Source organism: Blautia acetigignens, assembly GCF_025566865.1.
Taxonomy (GTDB): Bacteria; Bacillota; Clostridia; order Lachnospirales; family Lachnospiraceae; genus Blautia_A; species Blautia_A acetigignens.
Map to the genome: position 1 here is coordinate 60,544 of NZ_JAOQJM010000011.1, position 22,013 is coordinate 82,556.

At 42.9% G+C, this 22,013-nt stretch carries 12 protein-coding genes and 1 pseudogene; all 13 read left to right on the plus strand.

Annotation, left to right across the window (positions count from 1 at the left end; genetic code table 11):
* The first annotated feature begins 32 nt into the window (after window positions 1-32).
* Window positions 33-245, plus strand: coding sequence for a Maff2 family mobile element protein (locus tag OCV70_RS13110; protein ID WP_005421639.1), 213 nt, complete (start codon window positions 33-35; stop codon window positions 243-245).
* A 27-nt stretch (window positions 246-272) separates the two neighbouring features.
* Entirely contained in the window at window positions 273-1,142 is an 870-nt protein-coding gene (locus tag OCV70_RS13115) for a VirB6/TrbL-like conjugal transfer protein, CD1112 family (RefSeq protein ID WP_055282538.1), read from the plus strand.
* 24 nt (window positions 1,143-1,166) lie between these two features.
* Window positions 1,167-1,535: a PrgI family protein gene (locus OCV70_RS13120; RefSeq protein WP_029730837.1), complete on the plus strand. Its 369-nt coding sequence runs from the start codon at window positions 1,167-1,169 to the stop codon at window positions 1,533-1,535.
* Window positions 1,516-4,341 (plus strand): VirB4-like conjugal transfer ATPase, CD1110 family, encoded by a 2,826-nt coding sequence (locus OCV70_RS13125; RefSeq protein WP_262579751.1) that lies wholly within the window; start codon window positions 1,516-1,518, stop codon window positions 4,339-4,341. The genes OCV70_RS13120 and OCV70_RS13125 overlap by 20 nt, the downstream gene beginning before the upstream one ends.
* Before the next feature lie 16 nt (window positions 4,342-4,357).
* Window positions 4,358-5,149 carry a class B sortase gene (srtB, locus tag OCV70_RS13130; RefSeq protein WP_029730839.1) on the plus strand — a complete coding sequence of 264 codons (792 nt, stop codon included), beginning with the start codon at window positions 4,358-4,360 and terminating at the stop codon, window positions 5,147-5,149.
* Between the two features lie 49 nt (window positions 5,150-5,198).
* Window positions 5,199-5,564 carry a hypothetical protein gene (locus tag OCV70_RS13135; protein WP_147397701.1) on the plus strand — a complete coding sequence of 122 codons (366 nt, stop codon included), beginning with the start codon at window positions 5,199-5,201 and terminating at the stop codon, window positions 5,562-5,564.
* A 5-nt stretch (window positions 5,565-5,569) separates the two neighbouring features.
* Entirely contained in the window at window positions 5,570-7,999 is a 2,430-nt protein-coding gene (locus OCV70_RS13140; protein ID WP_055282530.1) for a C40 family peptidase, read from the plus strand.
* A gap of 16 nt (window positions 8,000-8,015) precedes the next feature.
* Window positions 8,016-8,351 carry a DUF4315 family protein gene (locus tag OCV70_RS13145; RefSeq protein WP_029730842.1) on the plus strand — a complete coding sequence of 112 codons (336 nt, stop codon included), beginning with the start codon at window positions 8,016-8,018 and terminating at the stop codon, window positions 8,349-8,351.
* On the plus strand, window positions 8,341-9,006 hold the full coding sequence (locus tag OCV70_RS13150) for a CD1107 family mobile element protein (RefSeq protein WP_118237790.1): 666 nt from the start codon (window positions 8,341-8,343) through the stop codon (window positions 9,004-9,006). The genes OCV70_RS13145 and OCV70_RS13150 overlap by 11 nt, the downstream gene beginning before the upstream one ends.
* A gap of 72 nt (window positions 9,007-9,078) precedes the next feature.
* On the plus strand, window positions 9,079-11,172 hold the full coding sequence (locus tag OCV70_RS13155) for a type IA DNA topoisomerase (RefSeq protein ID WP_262579752.1): 2,094 nt from the start codon (window positions 9,079-9,081) through the stop codon (window positions 11,170-11,172).
* 26 nt (window positions 11,173-11,198) lie between these two features.
* A complete protein-coding gene (locus OCV70_RS20340) occupies window positions 11,199-18,719 on the plus strand; it encodes an N-6 DNA methylase (protein WP_330385733.1) in 7,521 nt (2,506 codons plus the stop codon).
* Between the two features lie 578 nt (window positions 18,720-19,297).
* Window positions 19,298-20,968: a group II intron reverse transcriptase/maturase gene (gene ltrA / locus OCV70_RS13170; RefSeq protein WP_118037227.1), complete on the plus strand. Its 1,671-nt coding sequence runs from the start codon at window positions 19,298-19,300 to the stop codon at window positions 20,966-20,968.
* Between the two features lie 81 nt (window positions 20,969-21,049).
* Window positions 21,050-22,003, plus strand: a pseudogene (locus tag OCV70_RS13175) (DNA methylase); the annotation flags it as partial.
* Between the last annotated feature and the right edge of the window lie 10 nt (window positions 22,004-22,013).

The following is a 22,013-nucleotide window of genomic DNA, read 5'->3' on the forward strand; positions in this document are numbered from 1 at the left end:
AAAACAGGAGTTACGAAAGGAGAACATAGATTATGGCGTTTTTTACATCAGCAATTAATATTTTACAGACACTCGTTGTCGCAATCGGAGCGGGACTTGCAGTTTGGGGAGTTATCAATCTTCTGGAAGGTTATGGTAATGATAATCCGGGTGCGAAGTCACAGGGAATCAAGCAGCTTATGGCAGGTGGAGGTGTCGTTTTAATCGGTACACAGCTTGTACCATTACTGGCGAATTTATTTTAGCCGGGGCAGTAAGAAAGGAGAACACGCATGGATAAGATTTTTGAGTCCATAGAAGAATGGATGCGTAACCTCCTTACAGGCATGGTCAGCTCAAACCTGACGAACATGTTTACCGATGTAAATGAAAAAACCGGTGATATTGCAAGTCAGGTTGGGCAAACGCCCCAGGGATGGAATGGCAGTATATTTAGTCTGATTCAGAATCTGTCAGATTCTGTGATCGTGCCGATTGCCGGGATGATTATAACCTTTGTGCTGTGTTATGAGCTGATTTCCATGCTCACAGAGAAGAACAACATGCATGACATTGATACATGGATGTTCTTCAAATATTTTTTTAAAATGTGGGTTGCAGTCTGGTTCGTAAGTAATGCATTCACAATTACTATGGCAATTTTTGATGTGGGACAGAATGTAGTGAACCGGGCATCAGGAGTGATCAATCATCAGACAGCAATTAATATTGATTCGGTGGTCACTTCAATGGAAACGGCAATGGAATCAATGGAAGTAGGGGAACTAGTCATACTGGCACTGGAAACACTTCTGGCAAGCCTGTGTTTAAAGGTTATTTCCGTTTTTATAACGGTCATTCTTTATGGACGTATGATTGAGATTTACTTGTATTCGTCAATCGGTGCAATTCCGTTTGCAACAATGAGCAATCGGGAATGGGGACAGATTGGCAGCAATTACTTAAGAGGATTGTTCGCATTGGCATTCCAGGGATTTTTTATCATGGTGTGTGTGGGCATTTATTCCGTACTGGTTGCTAATATACAGGTATCAGATAACGTGCATACAGCATTGCTCAGTGTAATGGCTTATACGGTTGTACTTTGCTTCAGCCTTATGAAAACAGCCAATTTCTCAAAGAGTGTGTTTAACACACATTAAATATAAAAAAGGAGATGATAGAAAATGGCTTTTGTATCAGTACCCAAAGATCTGACGAAAGTTAAAAATAAGATTATTCTGAACCTCACAAAACGTCAGCTTATCTGTCTTGGCATTGCAGCGGCAGTAGGGCTTCCATTTTATTTCCTGGCAAGAGGATTGATTGGTTCAAGTAATGCGGCAACCGGAATGTGTTTGTTGATGCTTCCGGCTTTTTTGTTTGCCATGTATGAGAAAGACGGACTTCCTTTAGAAAAAGTCCTGAAAAATATGATTACAGTAAAATTTATCCGTCCTCCGTTGCGAAAGTATGAGGTGGAAAATATGTATGAGAAAAGAAAAATTATAACAAAATCGAAGGGAGGTACAGTTCGTGGAAAGAAGAGAAAATGATAAATTGCTGCCAGAACATGCCAAAGATGCTTCTTATCCAGAGGACTGGTGGTTAGATGAAGCAGATTCTGCTGATGGTTTACCAGTGTTTGCCATGGATGAAGCAGAAGATTTTGTCAAGGACAGACAGCGTTTGAAGGGAGTACCTATGGTTACAGGGTATGAAGCACTGGAGCGACATCGGGGTATCCGCAGACCAAGACGTAAATTAAGCAGACGAGAGCAGCGAGCCTGGGAAAAAGCACAGAAGTATGAAGCAAAACTTCATAAGGCACACGAAAAAGAAGATAAAAAACGTGCAAAGCAGGAGGCAAAGCTGGCAGCTCGTGAAGAAAAAGCAGCAAAGAAACAGGCGAAAAAAGAGAATAAATATAAAAAGAAGACGAAACCAGCAGTGTCATCTTCTGTAAAATCCAATGGTAAAAAGGGAGCTGTAAAAAAAGTAAACAGGAATACGAGTGGTGGAAATAAAGAAAAGAAGATTACCGCACAACAGTCTATTCCATACAGAGAAATGGGAAAAGACGGTATCTGTCGTGTGGAAGATGGTTATTATTCCAAGACCATCCGTTTTTATGATATTAACTATCAATTGGCACAGAACGAAGATAAAAATGCGATTTTTGAAAACTGGTGTGATTTCCTGAACTATTTTGACAGTACGATTCATTTCCAGTTGTCCTTTATCAATCATCACAGCAATATGGCAGAATATGAAGATGTGATTCGCATTAAGAAGCAGAATGACAGTTTTGATGATCTGCGTATGGAGTTTGCTCAGATGCTCAGAAACCAGTTGGCAAAGGGAAATAATGGTCTTGTCAGAACAAAGTATCTTACATTTGGAATCGAAGCAGACAATATCCGGGAAGCAAAACCGAAACTGGAGCGTATCGAAACGGATATTCTCAATAACTTTAAGGTATTAGGGGTGTCTGCTTATCCGTTGAATGGCGTGGAGCGTTTGCAGATTATGTATGAAACGTTCAACCAGGACAATAAAGTTCCGTTTCGGTTCAGCTATGACGATGTGCTGCGTACCGGACTGAATACCAAGGACTATATCGCACCATCCAGTTTTGTGTTTAAGAACGGAAAAGATTTTCAGATGGGAGATACTATCGGGGCAGTATCCTACCTGCAGATTTTGGCACCGGAGCTGACTGATAAAATGCTTGCGGAATTTCTGGAAATGGACTGCAATCTGCTTGTGAATCTTCACATCCAGTCCATCGACCAGATGAAAGCGATTAAGTTGGTAAAAGCAAAGGTTACAGATATTAACAGGATGAAAATTGAGGAGCAGAAAAAAGCAGTTCGTTCCGGATATGATATGGATATTATCCCGTCTGATTTGAATACTTACGGAGGGGAAGCAAAGAGGCTTCTGGAAGATTTGCAATCCAGGAATGAGAGAATGTTTCTTGTGACGGTGGTGTTTTTAAATACTGCAAAAAATAAACAGGAACTGGAAAATGTGGTATTTCAGACCGCAGGTATTGCACAGAAATATAATTGTGCATTAAAGAGGCTTGATTATCAGCAGGAACCGGGACTTATGAGCAGTCTGCCACTTGGAAAAAACTGGATTCCTATTAAAAGAGCATTAACGACAACTTCAACAGCGATTTTTGTTCCGTTCACGACACAGGAATTATTTATGGGTGGAGAATCCATTTACTACGGTCTGAATGCCTTGTCTAACAACCTGATTATGGCTGACAGGAAGAAACTGAAAAACCCGAATGGCTTGATCGTGGGTACTCCGGGAGCTGGTAAGTCCTTTGCGGCAAAACGTGAAATTACCAATGTTTTTATTGTGACAAAGGACGATATTATTATCTGTGATCCAGAAGGCGAGTATTTTCCCATAGTCCGGGCATTCAATGGACAGGTTGTTCGTATTTCGCCAACTAGTCATGATTATATCAATCCGATGGATATTAACACCAATTATGCGGATGATGACGATCCGTTATCTCTGAAATCAGATTTTATTCTTTCACTGTGTGAACTGGTAGTAGGTGGGAAGAATGGCTTGGAGCCAGTAGAAAAGACGATTATTGACCGTTGTGTCCGCTTGGTATATCAGGACTATCTTGCAGATCCGGTTCCAGAGAAGATGCCGATACTGGAGGATTTATACAATCTGCTTCGCAAGCAGGAAGAACCAGAGGCACAGCGTCTGGCAACGGCACTGGAAATCTATGTTAATGGTTCTCTTAAAGTATTCAACCATCGCACGAATGTTGAGTTGAATAACCGTCTGGTATGTTTCGACATTAAAGACCTTGGTAAGCAACTTAAAAAACTTGGTATGCTGATTGTTCAGGATCAGGTCTGGAACAGGGTAACAGTCAATCGTGCTGCACATAAATCTACCAGATATTACATTGATGAGTTTCACTTGCTGCTGAAAGAAGAACAGACAGCAGCATATAGCGTGGAAATCTGGAAGAGGTTCCGTAAGTGGGGCGGTATTCCGACTGGTATCACACAGAATGTAAAAGACCTGCTTGCTTCAAGAGAAATCGAGAACATCTTTGAAAACTCTGATTTTATTCTGATGCTTAACCAGGCATCCGGGGACAGACAGATTCTTGCCAAACAGCTTAACATCTCTCCGCATCAGCTTTCCTATGTGACAAACAGTGGAGCAGGAGAAGGCTTGATTTTTTATGGAAATACAATTATTCCGTTTAAGGACAGATTTGATAATTCTCTTATGCTGTATGTGTTAATGTCATCGAAACCGGAAGATGTGGAAAAACGTGAAAAACTTGGCATCAAAGACAGGGACGATTAACAGGAGGAGTGGCAGAGTGAGGCGGTTTATAGCAGGAATATTGATGATTGTTTCGATTATTTTGCTTACTATCAGTATTTACTTTCTGATGGGAATGTTCATACAGGAAAGACAGGACAATCAGTTACAGCAAGAGTTGCAGGAACTTATGCAGGAGAAAGAGGACGAGCCGGGAGAAAATTCTTCTGGCGATTCTTTTATAGAAGTAGATGCTGGAATACTGGCATTGCATGAGGAAAATCCAGATTGTATTGGGTGGCTTACGATTGAGGGAACAAAGATAGACTACCCAGTTATGTACAGGCCCGGAGATAAGAATTATTATCTGCATCGGGATTTTAATGGGGACTACTCAGCAAATGGCTGTCTGTTTCTTGCTGAGGAATGTGTGCCGGGAGATTCAGACAACCTGATTATCTATGGGCATCATATGAACAGTGGGAAGATGTTTGCTGATCTTGAAAAATATAAAGACAAGGGATTTTATGAGGAGCATCCAACAATCCTGTTCCGTACCATATGGGGAAATGAACAGTATCAGATATTATCAGCATTTACAACACCGGTTTATACCGGAAATGACTTTAACTATTACAGTTTTATAAAAGCACAGAAAGGGGCAGATTATGAGTACTTTATTAGAGAAATTAAGCGAAAAGCAATCTATGAAACCGGAATCACAGCAGAATATGGGGACAAGCTGCTTACATTGTCCACATGCGAATATTCACAGCGGAATGGGCGTATGGTCGTGGTTGCAAAAAAAATTCAGCAAAATGAAAGCCGAGAAAGAACCGGAAGAATTTGAATTTGGCTGCGAAGATCTGACGAAGGACTGGTTTGATGAGATAAGTGATATGGAAGAACCGGAAGAGAAAATTAAGTGCGATGAAAATGATTTTTTTGATAATGAGCAGGACAGTGTAGAGCCGGATTCTAAACCAGATAAAGCAAGAACAGGAGGTATTTGGGACTGGGACAGCGAAGACTACTGGGCTTATGGGGAATCTGAAAGGTCACTTTTAGAAATGGCGCATAAGGATATGCTTTGTATTGCTGGTCTGTTAGAAGTAATGGATTCATTGGCTCTGCTTGCAGATACGCAGGGGCGAGAGTTACAGAGTGGTCTTTCTGATGTTTCAGTGAAATTAAAGGATAAGGCGATTGCCATTGAAAACAGATGGAACACGTTTCTGAACAAAAATTATGAAATCAGGAGATGATGACCATGCAGGAGCATGAATATAAAGCAAGGGATAAAACTGTCCAGAAGATGAGCCGGGATGGACTTCGGGAAGAAAATCTTCGCAGTAAAAAGGAGAAGCGAATTACCGGACGTGAGGAAGATGAGAAGAAGACAGCCGGACACAGAGAACAGGAACTGGATTTTGGAAAGGTAAGAAAGTCTCATATTGTAGAAGAGCCAGTAGAGGAAGGAACAGAGGGAAAACATAGGTTACAGTCAAGACACGCTTTTCTGGAACAGGAAAAAATTGCGGAAGCGGATGAAATGGAAAACTCAGAAATGAGTGAGGATAAGGCAGACGGGGAGAAATCTCCGTCTGTTTCACGTTCCAGACTTCGTAAAGAAAGTATCCGGGGACATCCGGGACAGGATGCTGAACGTGATTCTGAAACACCGGAACCAGACAGGCAGAGCCGAAAGAAAAAGATGGTCACAGCCTATGCAGCAAAAGAGCAGAAACGCTACCATGAAAAGTCAGAAGTTGATGAAAAATCAATGGAAGATTTTCGGGAAGAGATCAAAGTCAAGACGAAAAGGGAACAGACACTAAAAGAACAGAAGAAATCAAAATCCCGTCTTTCCTTTGAAGATGAAGGCAAAGGTATGATTCCAGGCAGTGGTATGGCAAGAAAGGGTGCAACCGTTGTTTCTGAAACGGCATCTGCCTATGGTCAGAAAAAGATCAGAGAGGATACCGACGATAATGCGGCTCTTGATGCAGCAGAGCAAATGGAACTTGCGGGAGAAAGTCTTGCAAGAAAGTCAATTTACGTCCGGGAACGGTTAAAAGAGAACCGGCAGAGAAATAACCGGTTAAGGGAATCTGTGCTGGAAGAAATGGAAAAATCCCGCTTGCAGTTTGGAACTAGTGCTTCCAATGAGGCAAAAAAGGCGGTTCAGAAAGAAGCAGAGCAGAAAAAACAGTCTGCCTTAAAGAAATTACTGCAGAAAAAGCGTTACCAGAAACAGTATCAGGCTGCGAAACAGGGAAAGGCTGCGAAAGACGCAGTGTTTGTAAATGCACAGCGATTTACGGAGAAAGCCAAGGCAGCAGTCAAGGAGATTGTGGCGCAGAACCGGAATATCCTTCTGACGATAGGAGTTATGGTTCTGCTTTTTGCATTGATGGCAACGAGTCTGTCAAGTTGCGCTGCATTATTCCAGGGAGGTTCCAATGCCATTATTTCTACCAGTTATTCCAGTGAGGATGAAGATATTTATGCTGCGGAAAACGCTTATGTAGCATTGGAAAATGCACTGAATGAGCAGATCAATCAGATGAAGGCAAACCATTCCGACTATGATGAGTTCCAGTTCCAGATTGATGAGATTGGACACAACCCGTATCAGCTTATTTCTTACTTGACAGTCAAGTATGGCGGTTTTACCTATGCAGAGGTTGCAGATGAGATTCAGGAGATTTTTAAGGAACAGTATGGGTTGTATACGGACTCGACACGAGAAACTGTAACAGAAAAGAAAAAGGTCAGGGTTGGGGAATCACTGGGACAGGTGGTTACCAGCGGATATTGTAACTGTTCAATCTGTTGCGGGCAGTGGAGTGGTGGTCCGACTGCAAGTGGCGCATATCCACAGGCTAATCATACGATTGCAGTAGATGCTTCCAATCCATTTGTGCCAATGGGAACCCATGTCATTATGAATGGAGTGGAATATGTAGTAGAAGATACGGGAGCATTTGCAAGATATGGTGTTCAGTTTGATGTATATTATGGCGATCATGCTTCTGCATCAGCACATGGGCATCAGACCTGGGAAGCATACATAGCAGACAGCAACGGAAGTCAGGAAGTGGAAGTAACAACGACAAGAGAAGTGAACCGTCTGGATGTAACACTCACGAACCATAATCTGGATGCAGTTTTAAGAAACCGTATGACGGATAAAGAGCAGGAGCAGTATGACGCTTACAACAAATACTATGGAAATCGTGATTATCTGTTTGACATTAACAGTATTCCGACAGGCGGGGCGGGCTTTGGATATGATATTCCGGCAGAAGCACTTTCTGATCCGCAGTTTGCCAAGATGATTCGGGAAGCAGAAAAATATCTGGGTTATCCGTATGTGTGGGGCGGTGCATCTCCATCTACCAGTTTTGATTGTTCCGGTTTCGTATGTTGGGTAATCAATAACTGCGGAAATGGCTGGAATGTAGGAAGAACAACGGCAGATGGGCTTCGGTCTTATTGTTCCTATGTATCTCCATCTGATGCAAAGCCGGGAGATCTGATCTTTTTCCAGGGAACTTATGATACGCCGGGAGCGAGCCATGTTGGAATTTATGTAGGAAATAATATGATGATCCATTGTGGAAATCCGATTCAGTATACAAGTATTGCAAGTTCTTACTGGCAGCAGCATTTTATGGCATTTGGCAGGATTCATTAGAAGGGAGTAGACAAACATGAATATGCGATTGAAAAAGGTTCTGGATGATATTCAGAAAACAGAAGATAAGATTTTGGAGTTACAGGAATATGTAAAGAAACTGAAAATCCAGAAAAAGCAGATGGAGGATGCAGAAATCATCAAGGCGATCCGTTCCATGAAAATGGACAGCCGGGAGATGCTGACTTTTCTGGATGGGATTCAGAACGGAACAGTTACCATGCAGTTTGATGAGGAGGGCAATCTCTCTATGGACAGTTCCGAAACAGATGCAAAGAAAGAAGAGAGTCTGGAGAGAAATGTGGCAACCGGACAGGTAGAAGAAAGTGAGGATTTGGAAGATGAAGAATAAGGTAATGAAAAAAATTTTGATGGTCATGCTGTCAGCTACGATGCTGATTGGTTCTGCCAGTGTGACTGCTTTTGCACAGGCAAATGAAAATGCAGAACAGATCGAAGCAACAGAGCAGGTCATAGAAGAACAGCCTGCAGAGCAGCCTGCCACAGAAGGAACACCGTTTTCTACACCGGGAAACGGACAGCTTGTGGATGATAAGGAGAATGACAGTACCAAGCAGTTTCTGACTGTACAGACAAAGAATGGAAATACCTTTTATATGGTCATTGACCGTTCCGGTACTTCTGAAAATGTGTACATGATGTCACTTGTGGATGAAAATGACCTGGCAGAGTTCTTAGATGAAACCAAAGAAACGGAAAAGAAAGAGGAATCTGCGGTTGTTCTTCCAGAAACGACTACAACACCAGAACCGGAAACTACAGCACAGCCGGAAACAGAGGCAAAGCAGGAATCTGGCATTAACAAGATGATTGGATGGATTGCTTTGGGAGCAGTTGCAACGCTGGCATTGGGTGGTCTTGGCATGTTCGCTTTTGGAAAATTGAGAAAGAAAAAAGAGGACGGCATTGTAGAGGAAGGTCTGGAATTTGCTGATGACAGTTATATCAATGAAGATGAAGAAAATGCAGAGAATCAGCAGAAATAACAAAAAATCATAAGGTATGGAGAAAGGGCAGTTCTTTTGGGACTGCCTTTTTGACAGGAACAGGAGGAAAATATGGCAAAATTTTTAGTGATTGCAGAGAAACCAAGTGTGGCACAGAGTCTTGCAAAGAATTTATCTGCATATCAGAGAGAGGACGGCTATCTGGAAGGGAACAGTTGCATTGTCAGTTGGTGCCTGGGACATCTGGCAGAATATGCACCACCAGAAATTTATGATGAAAAATATGAAAAATGGCAGTTTGAGGATTTACCGATCATCCCGGAAGTATGGAAAGTGCAGGTATCAGAGGATAAAAAGAAGCAGTTTGAAGTATTGTGTAGCTTAATGAATCGGGAAGATGTGGCGTATCTGGTCAATGGCTGTGACGCCGGGCGAGAGGGAGAACTGATTTTTAAAAGAGTTTATGATCTGGCAGGCTGTCAAAAACCAGTGAAGCGTCTGTGGATCAGTTCAATGGAAGATGAAGCAATTCAGAAAGGCTTCCAGACCTTAAAGGACGGGAAAGAATACGTAGGTCTTTGTAATGCTGCGGTGTGCAGAGCGCAGGCAGACTGGCTGATCGGAATGAACGCAACGAGAGCCTATACAACCAGATATTTTAAACGTCTGGTAGTTGGCAGAGTGCAGACACCAACGCTTGCTATGCTGACGGAAAGAAAAGAGAAAATTGAGCATTTCAAGAAAGAAGCCTATTATAAGGTTTCCCTGTCAGATGGAAGACTTGCGGTAATTTCAGAAAATATTCAGTCTGAAACAGAAGCGGAAGAATTAAGAAAACTCTGTGATGGGACAGAAGCTGTTGTGACCAGAGTGAAAAGAGAACAGAAAAAGACTTCTCCGCCCAAACTTTATGACCTGACCAGTCTGCAGAGGGAAGCAAACCGATTTTTCGGATACACTGCACAGAAAACATTGGATATGCTGCAGGAACTGTATGAAGAAAAGATGGTTACTTATCCGAGAACAGACAGTCAGTATGTAACCGAGGATATGAAAGAAACGGTAAAAATGCTTGCCGAAGGCATGACAGATTTTCTTCCGTTTCTGGAATCTGGACAGATTAGGGGAAACATAGATCGTGTGGTTAATAATGCAAAGGTATCTGATCATCATGCAATCCTACCGACAAAAGAAGCAATGGAAAAAGGCATGGGAGGACTTTCCGGTGGAAAGAAAAATCTGCTGATGCTGATCGGACAACAGCTTGTTCAGGCAACAGGGGAAGAGTACCTTTATGAGCAGACAGAAATTTCCGTACAGTGCAAAGAACATGAATTTACTGCAAAAGGAAAGCTGCCTGTGCAGATGGGCTTCAAAGAAGTGGAAGAAGCCTTTCGGAAATACTGTGTAAAGGATAAGAAATCTGATGAACCGGATAATAAGACAGAACTTCCAGAAGGATATGAGGAAGGAATGACTCTTGCCTCTGTGAAGGCAGAGAAGAGTACTCATTATACTTCCCCGCCGAAGATGTTTACCGAAGATACCCTGCTTGCTGCAATGGAAACAGCGGGGAATAAGGAATTTGATTCTGAAACAGAGAAAAAAGGACTTGGGACACCGGCAACCAGAGCGAATATCATTGAGAAGCTGGTGTCTTCCGGTTATGCAGAACGTAAAGGAAAACAGATTCTTCCTACCGTAGCAGGATGTGAGCTGATTCATGTAATGCCGGAGAATCTGAAATCTGCAGGCCTGACAGCAGAATGGGAGAATCAGCTTCTGATGATGGAAAAGGGGGAAATCCAGGAAGATGAATTTATAAATGGGATTGTATCCATGATTAATGAGATTCTTTCTATGTGCAGGGCAATTTCGGAAGAAGAACGGAACCGTTTTCAGACTGCAAAGGAAGTAATCGGGAAATGTCCGGTATGCGGTTCTGATGTATATGAGGGTAAGATTAATTATTACTGCTCTGACAGAAGCTGTCAGTTTGCTCTGTGGAAGTCGAACCGCTTTCTGGAAAGTATGAAAAAGTCGATGGATAAAAAGATGGCGGTGGAGCTTCTGAAAAATGGGTGTACCCATGTGAAAGGGCTGTATTCCAAGAAAAAAGACAGCAAATTTGATGCCGATCTGGTATTAGGGTTAGAAGATGGAAAAGCCAGATTCAGTCTGGAATTTCCTAAAAAGAAGAAATAAAGCACAGACGGAAGGAGGAATGAGTTATGGCTCATTTAGATGAGATACGGGGACTTGCGGAGTATCATGCAACCCGTATCAGCAGTTCACCGAGAGATTGGATGAATTATCTGGATACTGCAGCCAGACTGTATCGGTATCCATTTATGGATCAGCTTTTGATCCACGCACAGCGTCCAAAAGCAACTGCCTGTGCTTCGCTGGAATTATGGAATGAAAAAATGCTGCGGTGGGTAAACCGAGGAGCAAAGGGAATTGCTCTTTTGGATGAAACCATGCAGAAAACAAGACTCCGATATGTATTTGATATTCAGGATACTCATAAGGTAAAAGGTGGAAGAACCCCTTACCTGTGGCGGTTGCAGGAGAAGCAACAGGAGGAGTTATTAAACCATTTAGAAGAAGTTTATGGACTGGAAGCTAAAGATACAGGAAGTCTTTCTGATGCACTGATGGCAACAGCGAAGTATATGGTAGAAGAAAATCTGGATGAATACCTGGATGGCTTGACATATGTGACGGAAGGAACGTACCTGGAGGCGCTGGAAGAAGATACCATACGCAGTGAATTTCGCAGTCTGTTGACAGACAGCATTTATTATACGCTGGCTTCCAGATGCGGACTTGATCCGCTGGAACGGCAGGAAGAAATGGACTTCGTACATATCACAGACTATAACAGTTTATCAGTGCTGACATTTATTGGAAATGCGACGAGCATGGCCAGTGAGTCTGTGCTAGTGGATATTGGAAGATTTGTACACCGTATTTCATTAGAAGAAATGAAAAAGGGTATTGAAAATTCTGAGGAAAGGAATTATAATAAATTTAACACGTTAATTCGTGAAAGCAAAGAGGACAACAACAGAATCATAGAAAACGAATATTCGCAGGAAGATGAAGGAGGAAATGAGCATGGAACTGACATATCATCGCAAAGGGGATTATCTGTTTCCGAATCTGACAATCCAGGAGACAGAGGTACAGATCGGGAAATACGGAATGTTGCGGAGGACATTTCTGAAGGAACACAAGAACAGCCTGTATCAGAGCCTGTTACTGACTGGGAAACTGAACAGCCATCTGGAAGAGATCGAGAAAACAGCACAGAAGAGATTGGAAGTACAGATAGCGAAACTGTTGGAGAAGAATCCGGCACCATCGAAAGAGGAGAACCCGATGGCGTGGACAGCACATATGAACAGTCTGACGGCAACAGCGGAAGAGAGCATCTTGACGGAATTGGTGTACAGCTAATTGAAGACACAAGTGAAGATCAGTTAAGTAAAGCAGAGGAAGAAATTGCCTCTGCTTTATCTTTGCCCGAACTTCCATCTGTAAATGAACAGAAAAGGGAAATCGAAAACAGAATAGCTGCCCTCTATGCTGGGGAGATTGCCATTCCAAGTGAGGTGGTCGATGAGGTTTTAAGAACCGGGGGAAACCGAAGTAAAAGCCAGCTTCGCATTATTTATAATTTTATGAGTGAACAGACACCGGAAGAATATACAGAGTTTGTGAAGCGGGAGTATGGGACTGGTGGAAAGGGCTTTGAAATCAATGGTATGGAGTATTCGGTCTGGTTTGATGAAACCGGATTGCAGATTGCAGTAGGGCATACGGTTGCAGATCAGATTCTGGATAAGGCGTTTTTGTCCTGGGAAGATGTGAGTGGTCGTATCCATCAGCTTTTGAAACAGGGTGAATATGCACCACAGTCCGTACTTGATGTTGCAAGGGAAAATGCGATAAAGGAACATGCCCAGGCACTTGCCTATATGAAAGCGGATATGGCAGAGGGTGTAGCGGAACTTGTCTTTGATGAAGAGGATTTACCACATCTTCGCAGTATTTATCCGGAAATAACAGATTATCTGGAAGAAAAGCTGGCAGATCCGCAGTGGCTGTCAGATATGAATGAGCGTCTGGAAGGACTGGCAATGGCTTATGAGGAAGATAAAAGCATTATGCGGTTCCGTACCTATAACCCGGTCAGAATATCCGGTCAGTTCCAGAAATTTGCTGCAGAAGTGATTCCATATAATGCCAGGGATGGGTTTGCATGGCAGGAACATAAGGTGTTTATTACCCAGGACGAAATAGACGCTTTTCTTGCTGGTGGAGGTCCGTATTCCGATGGCAGGCTTTCTACTTATTCCTTTTATCTCTTAAATGAAGATGATAAAGCCAGAACGGATTTTATTAAAGAAAGATACGGAACAGGAGGTCAGAGTCATGCTTTATGTGGCGCAGACAATTCCTATGCAGATTATGATGGAAAAGGTTTGCAACTGAAGAGAGGAGAGTTTGGAAATCCGGATACTTCGGTGTTACTTCCCTGGGCAAAAGTGGCGAAAAGAGTCGGCTACCTGATTGATAACCAGCAGTTCTTACGTTCCGCTGATTATTCCCGTATGCCAGATTATGAAAGAAAACGAATTGCAGGAAAAGTGATCAGCTTTTATGCAAGGCTTCCAGAAGAAATTGAGCGTCCATTTAAACAGGATTTCTTCAATGAAGAAGCAAGAAAAGAATTACCCGTTATGCTGAATGATTCGGAGCAGACACAGAAACTGTTACAGGCGATGGACGATGCACTGGCAATGCTGCCATTGGATTTTGAATCAGTAAATGAAACTTATGAGAAGAAATTACAGCTTTTAACAGAAGTACATCAGTATGTGGAGGGCAGCTATACGATTTTCCCGGCACAGGAAGTAGCAGAGCAGACGGAAGGCTTGACAGGATACCAGATGTCTTTATTTGACATTATGAGTAATTCTGAACCAGAGGAAATTACGGAAGAACTGGAAGTAGAAGAATCGGCTGCAGAAGTGGAAGAGATACAGAATGAAGAACCAGAGGCAGATCCGCATATGTCCTTTGAAGAAGCAAAAGAATTGTGGGAAGATGGCTTTTATGAGGATGATTATGTATTAAAAAGTCGTGTAGGCGAACTGATCTATGACAGTATGGATACAGTTGGAAAATCTGTAGAGGATTTTTCCGAGGAACAGATGGCGGTTATCCGAAAGCTGGCTGAACAGGAGCGTATGTTAGAACCAGTATTGAATCCAGACTTTTCACCGGAACAGATGCAGTTGGTTTCTGACATTTCGGAAAAACTCTGGAATGATAATGGCAGATGGCAGGAGGATATGATCGAGCCATATACAGATCATGTCATGAATCCAGAAGAAATTACCAGAGTACGACAAGAACTGGATTTACAAGAATCAGAGTCTGAGCCAGAAGATGTAGTTGTACAGGAACAGTGGGACGAGAATGTATTTGAATATCAGGGGTATCATTTTGAACCAGTGGGGATTCTTCCGCAAGGTCTGGAAGGGAAAGAACTGGTAAACCAGACAAGAGGAAATACAGAATTACATTTGACTACCTACGAGCGAGAAGATGATATTTTATATTCCTATGCAGGATTTTACGAAGCAAGTGGTTCATCAAAAGCTGATATTTTCCGGTGTATGGAAACTGGACGAAATTATATTCCAGGGGAGAACGAACTGTTTGGCTATGAGGGAGAATTTTTGCCATATCTGCAGAATGAACAGGTGCAGGAACAGGAACCTCATAACTTCCATATTACGGACGATGACCTTGGTGCTGGCGGTCCGAAGGCAAAGTTTAAAGCAAATATGGAAGCTATCCGGCTACTGAAAGAACTGGAACAGGATCAGAGATTAGCAACACCGGAAGAACAGGAAGTGTTGTCGAGGTATGTTGGATGGGGCGGTATTCCCCAGGCTTTTGAAGAAAGAAACAGTGCCTGGGCAGAGGAATATACACAGTTAAAAGGAGTCCTTACGCCAGAAGAATACAGTGCAGCAAGGGCATCAACGCTGAACGCTTTTTATACTTCTCCAACAGTCATCAAGGCAATGTATGAAGCACTTGGAAACATGGGACTGAAACAGGGAAATATCCTGGAACCGTCCTGTGGAGTAGGAAACTTTATGGGACTTTTACCGGAAAGTATGAGTACCACAAATATGTATGGTGTAGAGCTTGATCCGATTTCCGGGCAGATTGCAAAGCAGCTTTACCAGAAGAACAGGATTGCAGTACAGGGATTTGAGGAAACCAGTTACCCGGACAGCTTTTTTGACTGCGTAATCGGAAATGTACCGTTTGGGGCATACCAGGTCAGTGATCGCAAGTATGACCGATACCATTTTATGATCCATGACTATTTTATTGCAAAATCTTTAGACCTGCTACGTCCCGGAGGAGTGGTGGCAGTTGTCACATCAAGCGGTACGATGGATAAACAGAATCTGGAAGTCCGACAGTATTTTGCAAATCGGGCAGACCTGCTTGGGGCGATTCGCTTACCGAACAATGCTTTCCAGAGAAATGCCAATACCAGTGTGGTTGCGGATATTCTGTTTTTCCAGAAAAGGGACAGGGCTGCGATCACAGAGCCAGACTGGGTACAGTTAAAAACCACACCAGAAGGATATACGGTCAATTCTTATTTTGCTGACCATCCGGAAATGGTGCTTGGGGATTTTACAACAGAAAGTACCCAGTACGGAAAACAGGAAGTAACGGTAAAGGCAAAAGAGGGAGCAGATCTGGCTGAGCAGTTAAAAGAAGCGGTGAAGCATATCCAGGGAACCATCACAGAGCAGGAGATTTCGGATACGGAACTGGAAGAACAGGTGGTATCCATACCGGCAGATCCGGACATTAAGAACTTCAGCTTTGCACTTGTCGGAGAGGATATTTATTACAGGGAAAATTCTGTTATGAATAAGATGGAACTTCCCGTTGTGACAGGCGAACGTGTCAGAGGGATGGTTGCGATCCGGGATGCAACAAACAGACTTCTGGAACGGCAGTTGGAAGAATGCAGTGATGAAGAGGTTGCCAGCTTACAGGCTGAGTTGAATCAGGTTTATGACAGTTTTACTGCCAAGTATGGACTACTCAGCAGCAATGCAAATAAAAGAGCGTTCAGCATGGACAGCAGCTATTGCCTTTTGACTTCCCTTGAATTTCTGGATGAAAAGGGCGAGTTGAAGCGGAAAGCAGACATATTTACGAAAAGGACGATCCGCAGGGCAGAGCCGGTAACATCGGTAGATACTGCAAGTGAGGCACTGGCGGTATCTATCGGGGAAAAGGCGAAAGTGGATATTCCTTATATGATGGAGCTTACAGGGAAAACAGAGGAAGAGGTCACAGAGGAGCTTACAGGTGTTATCTTCAAAAATCCGCTTACAGATAAATGGGAGCCATCCGACGAGTATCTTTCCGGGAATGTCAGGGAGAAGCTGAACGTTGCAAGGCAGTTTGCAGAAAACCATCCGGAATATATGGTCAATGTGCAGGCACTGGAACGGGTACAGCCGAAAGACCTGGATGCTTCCGAGATTGAAGCAAGGCTTGGTGCAACATGGATTTCTCCGGACTATATTACAGAGTTCATGGCAGAAACATTCCATACACCACGACACCATATCAATTATGAGCGTATTAAAGTGCAGTATGCGGAAGTGACTGGACAGTGGAATGTAAAGGGAAAGAATGTGGATAGCAGCAATAATCCACTTTCCACATCAACTTATGGAACACAAAGGGCAAATGCTTATAGATTGTTGGAGGATGCGTTGAATCTGCATGATACAAAAATTTATGACACAATACATGATGCGGATGGGGAACACCGGGTACTGAACCGAAAGGAAACTACTCTGGCGCAGCAGAAGCAGGAACTGATCCGGGAGGAATTTAAAGAGTGGATCTTTAAGGATATGAGCCGACGGGAAACGCTCTGCAAGATTTATAATGAACGGTTTAACAGTGTAAGACCAAGAGAATATGATGGCAGTCATATCCAGTTTGTCGGAATGAATCCGGAAATTAAGCTGATGGAGCATCAGAAAAATGCGGTGGCACATATTCTTTATGGAAATAATACCCTGCTCGCACACTGTGTAGGTGCAGGCAAGACATTCCAGATGATCGCAGCTGGTATGGAGAGCAAGCGTCTGGGACTGGCACAAAAGAGCCTTTATGTGGTTCCAAACCATTTGCTGGAACAGTGGGGAAGCGATTTTTTACGCTTGTATCCGGGAGCAAATGTTCTGGTGGCAACAAAGAAAGATTTTGAACCGGCAAACAGAAAACGGTTCTGTTCCAGAATCGCAACAGGGGATTATGATGCGGTTATTATTGGACACAGCCAGTTCGAAAAAATCCCGCTTTCTAGGGAAAGACAGATTGCATTGCTTGAAGATCAGATTGCAGATATTACATTTTCTATTGAATCAGCAAAGACGCAGGTTGGAGAGCAGTATACCGTTAAACAGATGGAAAAGACGAAGAAAACCCTGAAAGCAAAACTGGAAAAATTAAATGACCAGACACGAAAAGATGATGTTGTGACTTTTGAGCAGTTAGGCGTGGACAGGCTGTTTGTGGACGAGTCACATTATTACAAAAATCTTTTTTTATACACTAAAATGCGGAATGTGGCAGGCATTTCACAGACCGATGCACAGAAAAGTTCAGATATGTTTATGAAATGCAGGTACATGGATGAGATTACCGGGGGAAAGGGAATTACGTTTGCAACGGGAACACCCGTATCAAACAGTATGACCGAATTATACACCATTATGAGATACCTCCAGTATGATACTTTAATGAATATGGGAATGGGGCATTTTGATTCGTGGGCAGCTACTTTTGGAGAAACTGTTACGGCAATCGAATTGTCACCGGAAGGGACGGGCTATCGTGCAAAAACACGATTTGCCCGTTTCTTTAATCTTCCGGAACTGATTTCCATATTTAAGGAAACAGCAGATATTCAGACTGCGGACATGTTGAATCTTCCTGTACCGGAAGCAGAATATATCAATGAAGTATTAAAACCGAGCGATGAGCAGAAAGAAATGGTGGAAGCATTTTCAGAACGTGCAGAGCAGGTTAGGGGAGGTGCGGTAGATCCAAGGGTAGATAACATGCTCAAAATTACCAATGATGGAAGAAAATGTGCATTAGACCAGAGGCTTTTAAATGATATGTTGCCAGACGCAGGGAAAAGCAAGGTAAATGCCTGTGTGGAGAATGCTTTCCAGGTATGGGAGGACGGAAAAGATACACAGGCTACCCAGTTAATCTTCTGTGACCTCAGTACACCGAAAACTGACGGAACGTTCAATGTTTATGATGATGTAAGAAACAAGCTGGTGGAACGGGGAATCCCGAAAGAGCAGATCGCATTTATTCATGAATACAATACGGAAGTAAAAAAAGCGGAGTTGTTTGCAAAGGTGCGGGCCGGGCAGGTAAGAATCCTGATGGGTTCCACTCCGAAACTCGGCGCTGGTACCAACGTCCAGGACAGACTACTTGCACTGCATCATCTGGACTGCCCCTGGAAACCGTCCGACTTGGAACAGCAGGAGGGACGTATTCTCAGGCAGGGAAACCAGAATGACAAGGTAAAAATCTTCCGGTATGTAACGGAAAATACGTTTGATTCGTACATGTGGGTGCGACACGAAGTCGCTTAATTTAACTGTTTGGCGGTAACTCCGACCAAACCATCCATTCCGTTGGATGAAGCCAATATCCCCGGCTTTGCCAGTAATGGCATTGTTCGGAAGCGGATATAAACGGAACCCTATTTGGAGCAAATCCCGTGAGGGAGAAGCGAAACTGCCAGCTACAAGGCGGTTAGGGTGCAGGCTTTCTGATAGCATGGTTAATTAACTGAATCACCGTAAGCTTCGTTAAGGCTGAACAAGCCAAAGTAGCTGATAGGCTTGAACCAAAAGGTGTGCAGTTGGATATTCCTCTCCACAGTAGGAATACACGGACATAAGACTGCCGGAGTAGAGGTGGAACCTAAACTATCAATAATTGTTGATTAAGTGGAACGTGTCAAGCCCGTATTCTCGCCTGCAAAGGCAAGCGGACCGTAAGGAAAGCCGTTGGGAATGCGGGTAAAGGATTGCGGAGGAAGCGAATGCCGACCTTGTAATGGGGACGGATAGGGGTTCAAAATTTGCCCCACCCGAAAAGGGAGCAGAATTCCGCAGGGTGCTTAATTACGAGAGAGTTTATAGAATTTTTGAAAGGAGTAAGGCAAATGAACATGAAAATGTGTGCGACTTCTGACGTAGCAAAAGCATGGAACAGCATTGACTGGAACAAAGCTAACGCATACGTTAAAAAACTGCAAATGCGTATCGTAAAGGCTCATCAACATGGCAGAACCGGCAAAGTAAAGTCTTTGCAATGGCTGCTTACACACTCTTTCTACGGACGTGCTTTAGCTGTAAAAAGAGTAACGAGTAACAAAGGCAAAAAGACAGCAGGTGTAGACAAAATTTTATGGTCTACTCCCAAACTGAAATATGAAGCAATTCTCAGTTTAAAACGCAGAGGCTATAAACCATTACCGTTAAAGAGGATATATATCCCAAAAAAGAACGGAAAAATGAGGCCGCTCAGTATTCCATGTATGAAGGATAGAGCGATGCAGACATTATATAAATTTGCACTGGAACCGATTGCGGAAATCACTGCTGACCCTAACTCCTATGGATTTAGAGCAAAGAGATGTGTACAGGATGCAATAGAGCAGTGTTTTACCTGTCTGAATAAAGCAAAATCCCCTAAATGGGTGCTGGAGGGAGACATTAAAGGCTGTTTTGATAACATCAGTCACGAATGGATATTGAACCATATCCCAATGGATAAAGATATTCTGCGAAAATGGTTAAAAAGTGGGTATGTCGAGACCGGAAGATTATTTCCGACAGACCACGGTAGCCCACAGGGTTCGGCTATCTCACCAACTATCTGCAACATGGTACTGGATGGTCTGGAAATCCAGATTAAGAAGAAATACCACAAAACTAAGAGGGATGGAAAAGCATACTTTCCAAAAGTGAACTTTATACGTTATGCTGACGATTTCATCGTCACAGGCGAAAGCAGAGAGCTTTTGGAAGCAGGTGTCCTCCCGATTATCCGGGAATTTTTATCAGAGAGAGGGTTGGAATCGTCAGAAGAAAAGACAGTGATTACCCATATCGAAGATGGTTTTGATTTTCTCGGATGTAATATACGCTGGTATAAAGACAAGCTTCTTACAAAACCATCCAAAAAGAACTATAAAGCCATCGTGAGCAAGGTACGGGAGATTATAAAGCAAAATCCATCTATGAAGCAGGAAGATTTGATAAGAAAGTTAAATCCGGTCATCAGAGGGTGGGTAAATTTCCAAAAGTATAATGTTTCCTCGCAGGCGTTTGAACGGTTTGATTTTGATGTATGGAGATGTCTGTGGAGATGGTGCAAACGTAGGCACCCGAAGAAAGGACACAAATGGATCGCTAAGAAATATTTCAGAAGAGTTGGCACAAGATACTGGACATTCAGTGTAAATATGGCAGACTCGTTTGAATTACATCTGATATACGCTACTGATACTAAAATAGTAAGGTGGCTGAAAACAAAATCAGAAGCGACACCATTTGATGAGCGTTTCACAGAATATTTTGAGGACAGAGACACAAAGAGAATGCTTCGGGAAATCAATGGAAGAAGGAAATTAAATGCACTGTACAAAATGCAGAAAGGCATTTGTCCGCATTGTGGTGAACCTATCACAGTGGAACGGGGATTCCGAATCCATACGGAAATGGGAGCCGACTTTAAAGAAAAGAAAATCTTATTACATGCTGATTGTCATAGAGAGCTTCATTACTCGAAAAATGTTGATGAACTGGTTCTGCTAACGCAGGGCTTATAAGTGCTTGAGCCGTGTGAGGGGAAACTCTCATGCACGGTTCTTAGAGGGGAAAGCGGTAGTAATACCGCTGACCTACTCGACCAGATTCTGGAAAACAAGCAGAAGTTTATTTCACAGATCATGACCAGTAAATCCCCGGTGCGTGCCTGTGAAGATGTAGATGATACAGCTCTGTCCTATGCAGAAATCAAAGCACTGGCAACAGGAAACGAGTACATCAAAGAAAAAATGGATCTGGATGTGCAGGTAAGTAAACTGAAACTTTTGAAAGCAAACCACACCAGTCAGATCTATCGTCTGGAATCGGATATTGCAAAGCGGTATCCGGTACAGATTACAGCATTAAAAGAGAAGATTGCCGGTATGCGTGTGGATGCAGATGTAGTAAAAGGAATAGATTTGCAGGATAATGACCACTTTGCAATGACAGTTGGTGGAAAGCTGTATACCGATAAAAAAGAAGCGGGAGTTGCACTCATTTCAGCAGCATCCGGCTTGAAGTCCGTAAAATCAGCAGGGCAGATCGGAGAATATCATGGTTTTGCACTTTCTTCAGAATACAATTTCCTGTCGAATACTTATACCCTGACGATCAAGGGAAAATGTTCTTATAAGATTGAGTTCGGAAAGGATACTCTGGGCAATATCCAGAGGATTCATAATGCACTTTCTGCAATCGAGAAAAAGCTGGCAGATACCGAGCAGAATCTGGAAACGGTACAACAGCAGTTAAAGACCGCACAGGAAGAGGTGCAGAAGCCATTCCCGAAAGAAGCGGAACTGAGTGAAAAAATGGAACGTCTGGCAGAACTAAATGCCATGCTGAACATGGATGAGAAAGGGGGAGAAAATCTTCTGGCAGATGAGGGCATTGGGGAAAATCCGGAAGTAAACGTGACAGAGGAACGACAGGACAGAATTGCTGACAGTGTTCATAAAACATCTATTCTGGAAAGACTGAAAGAACAGAAACAGCAGGAGCAGACAGGCGAAATACAGCAGAAACCAAAAAAGAAACACGAACAGGAGTTATAAAGGGTATCCC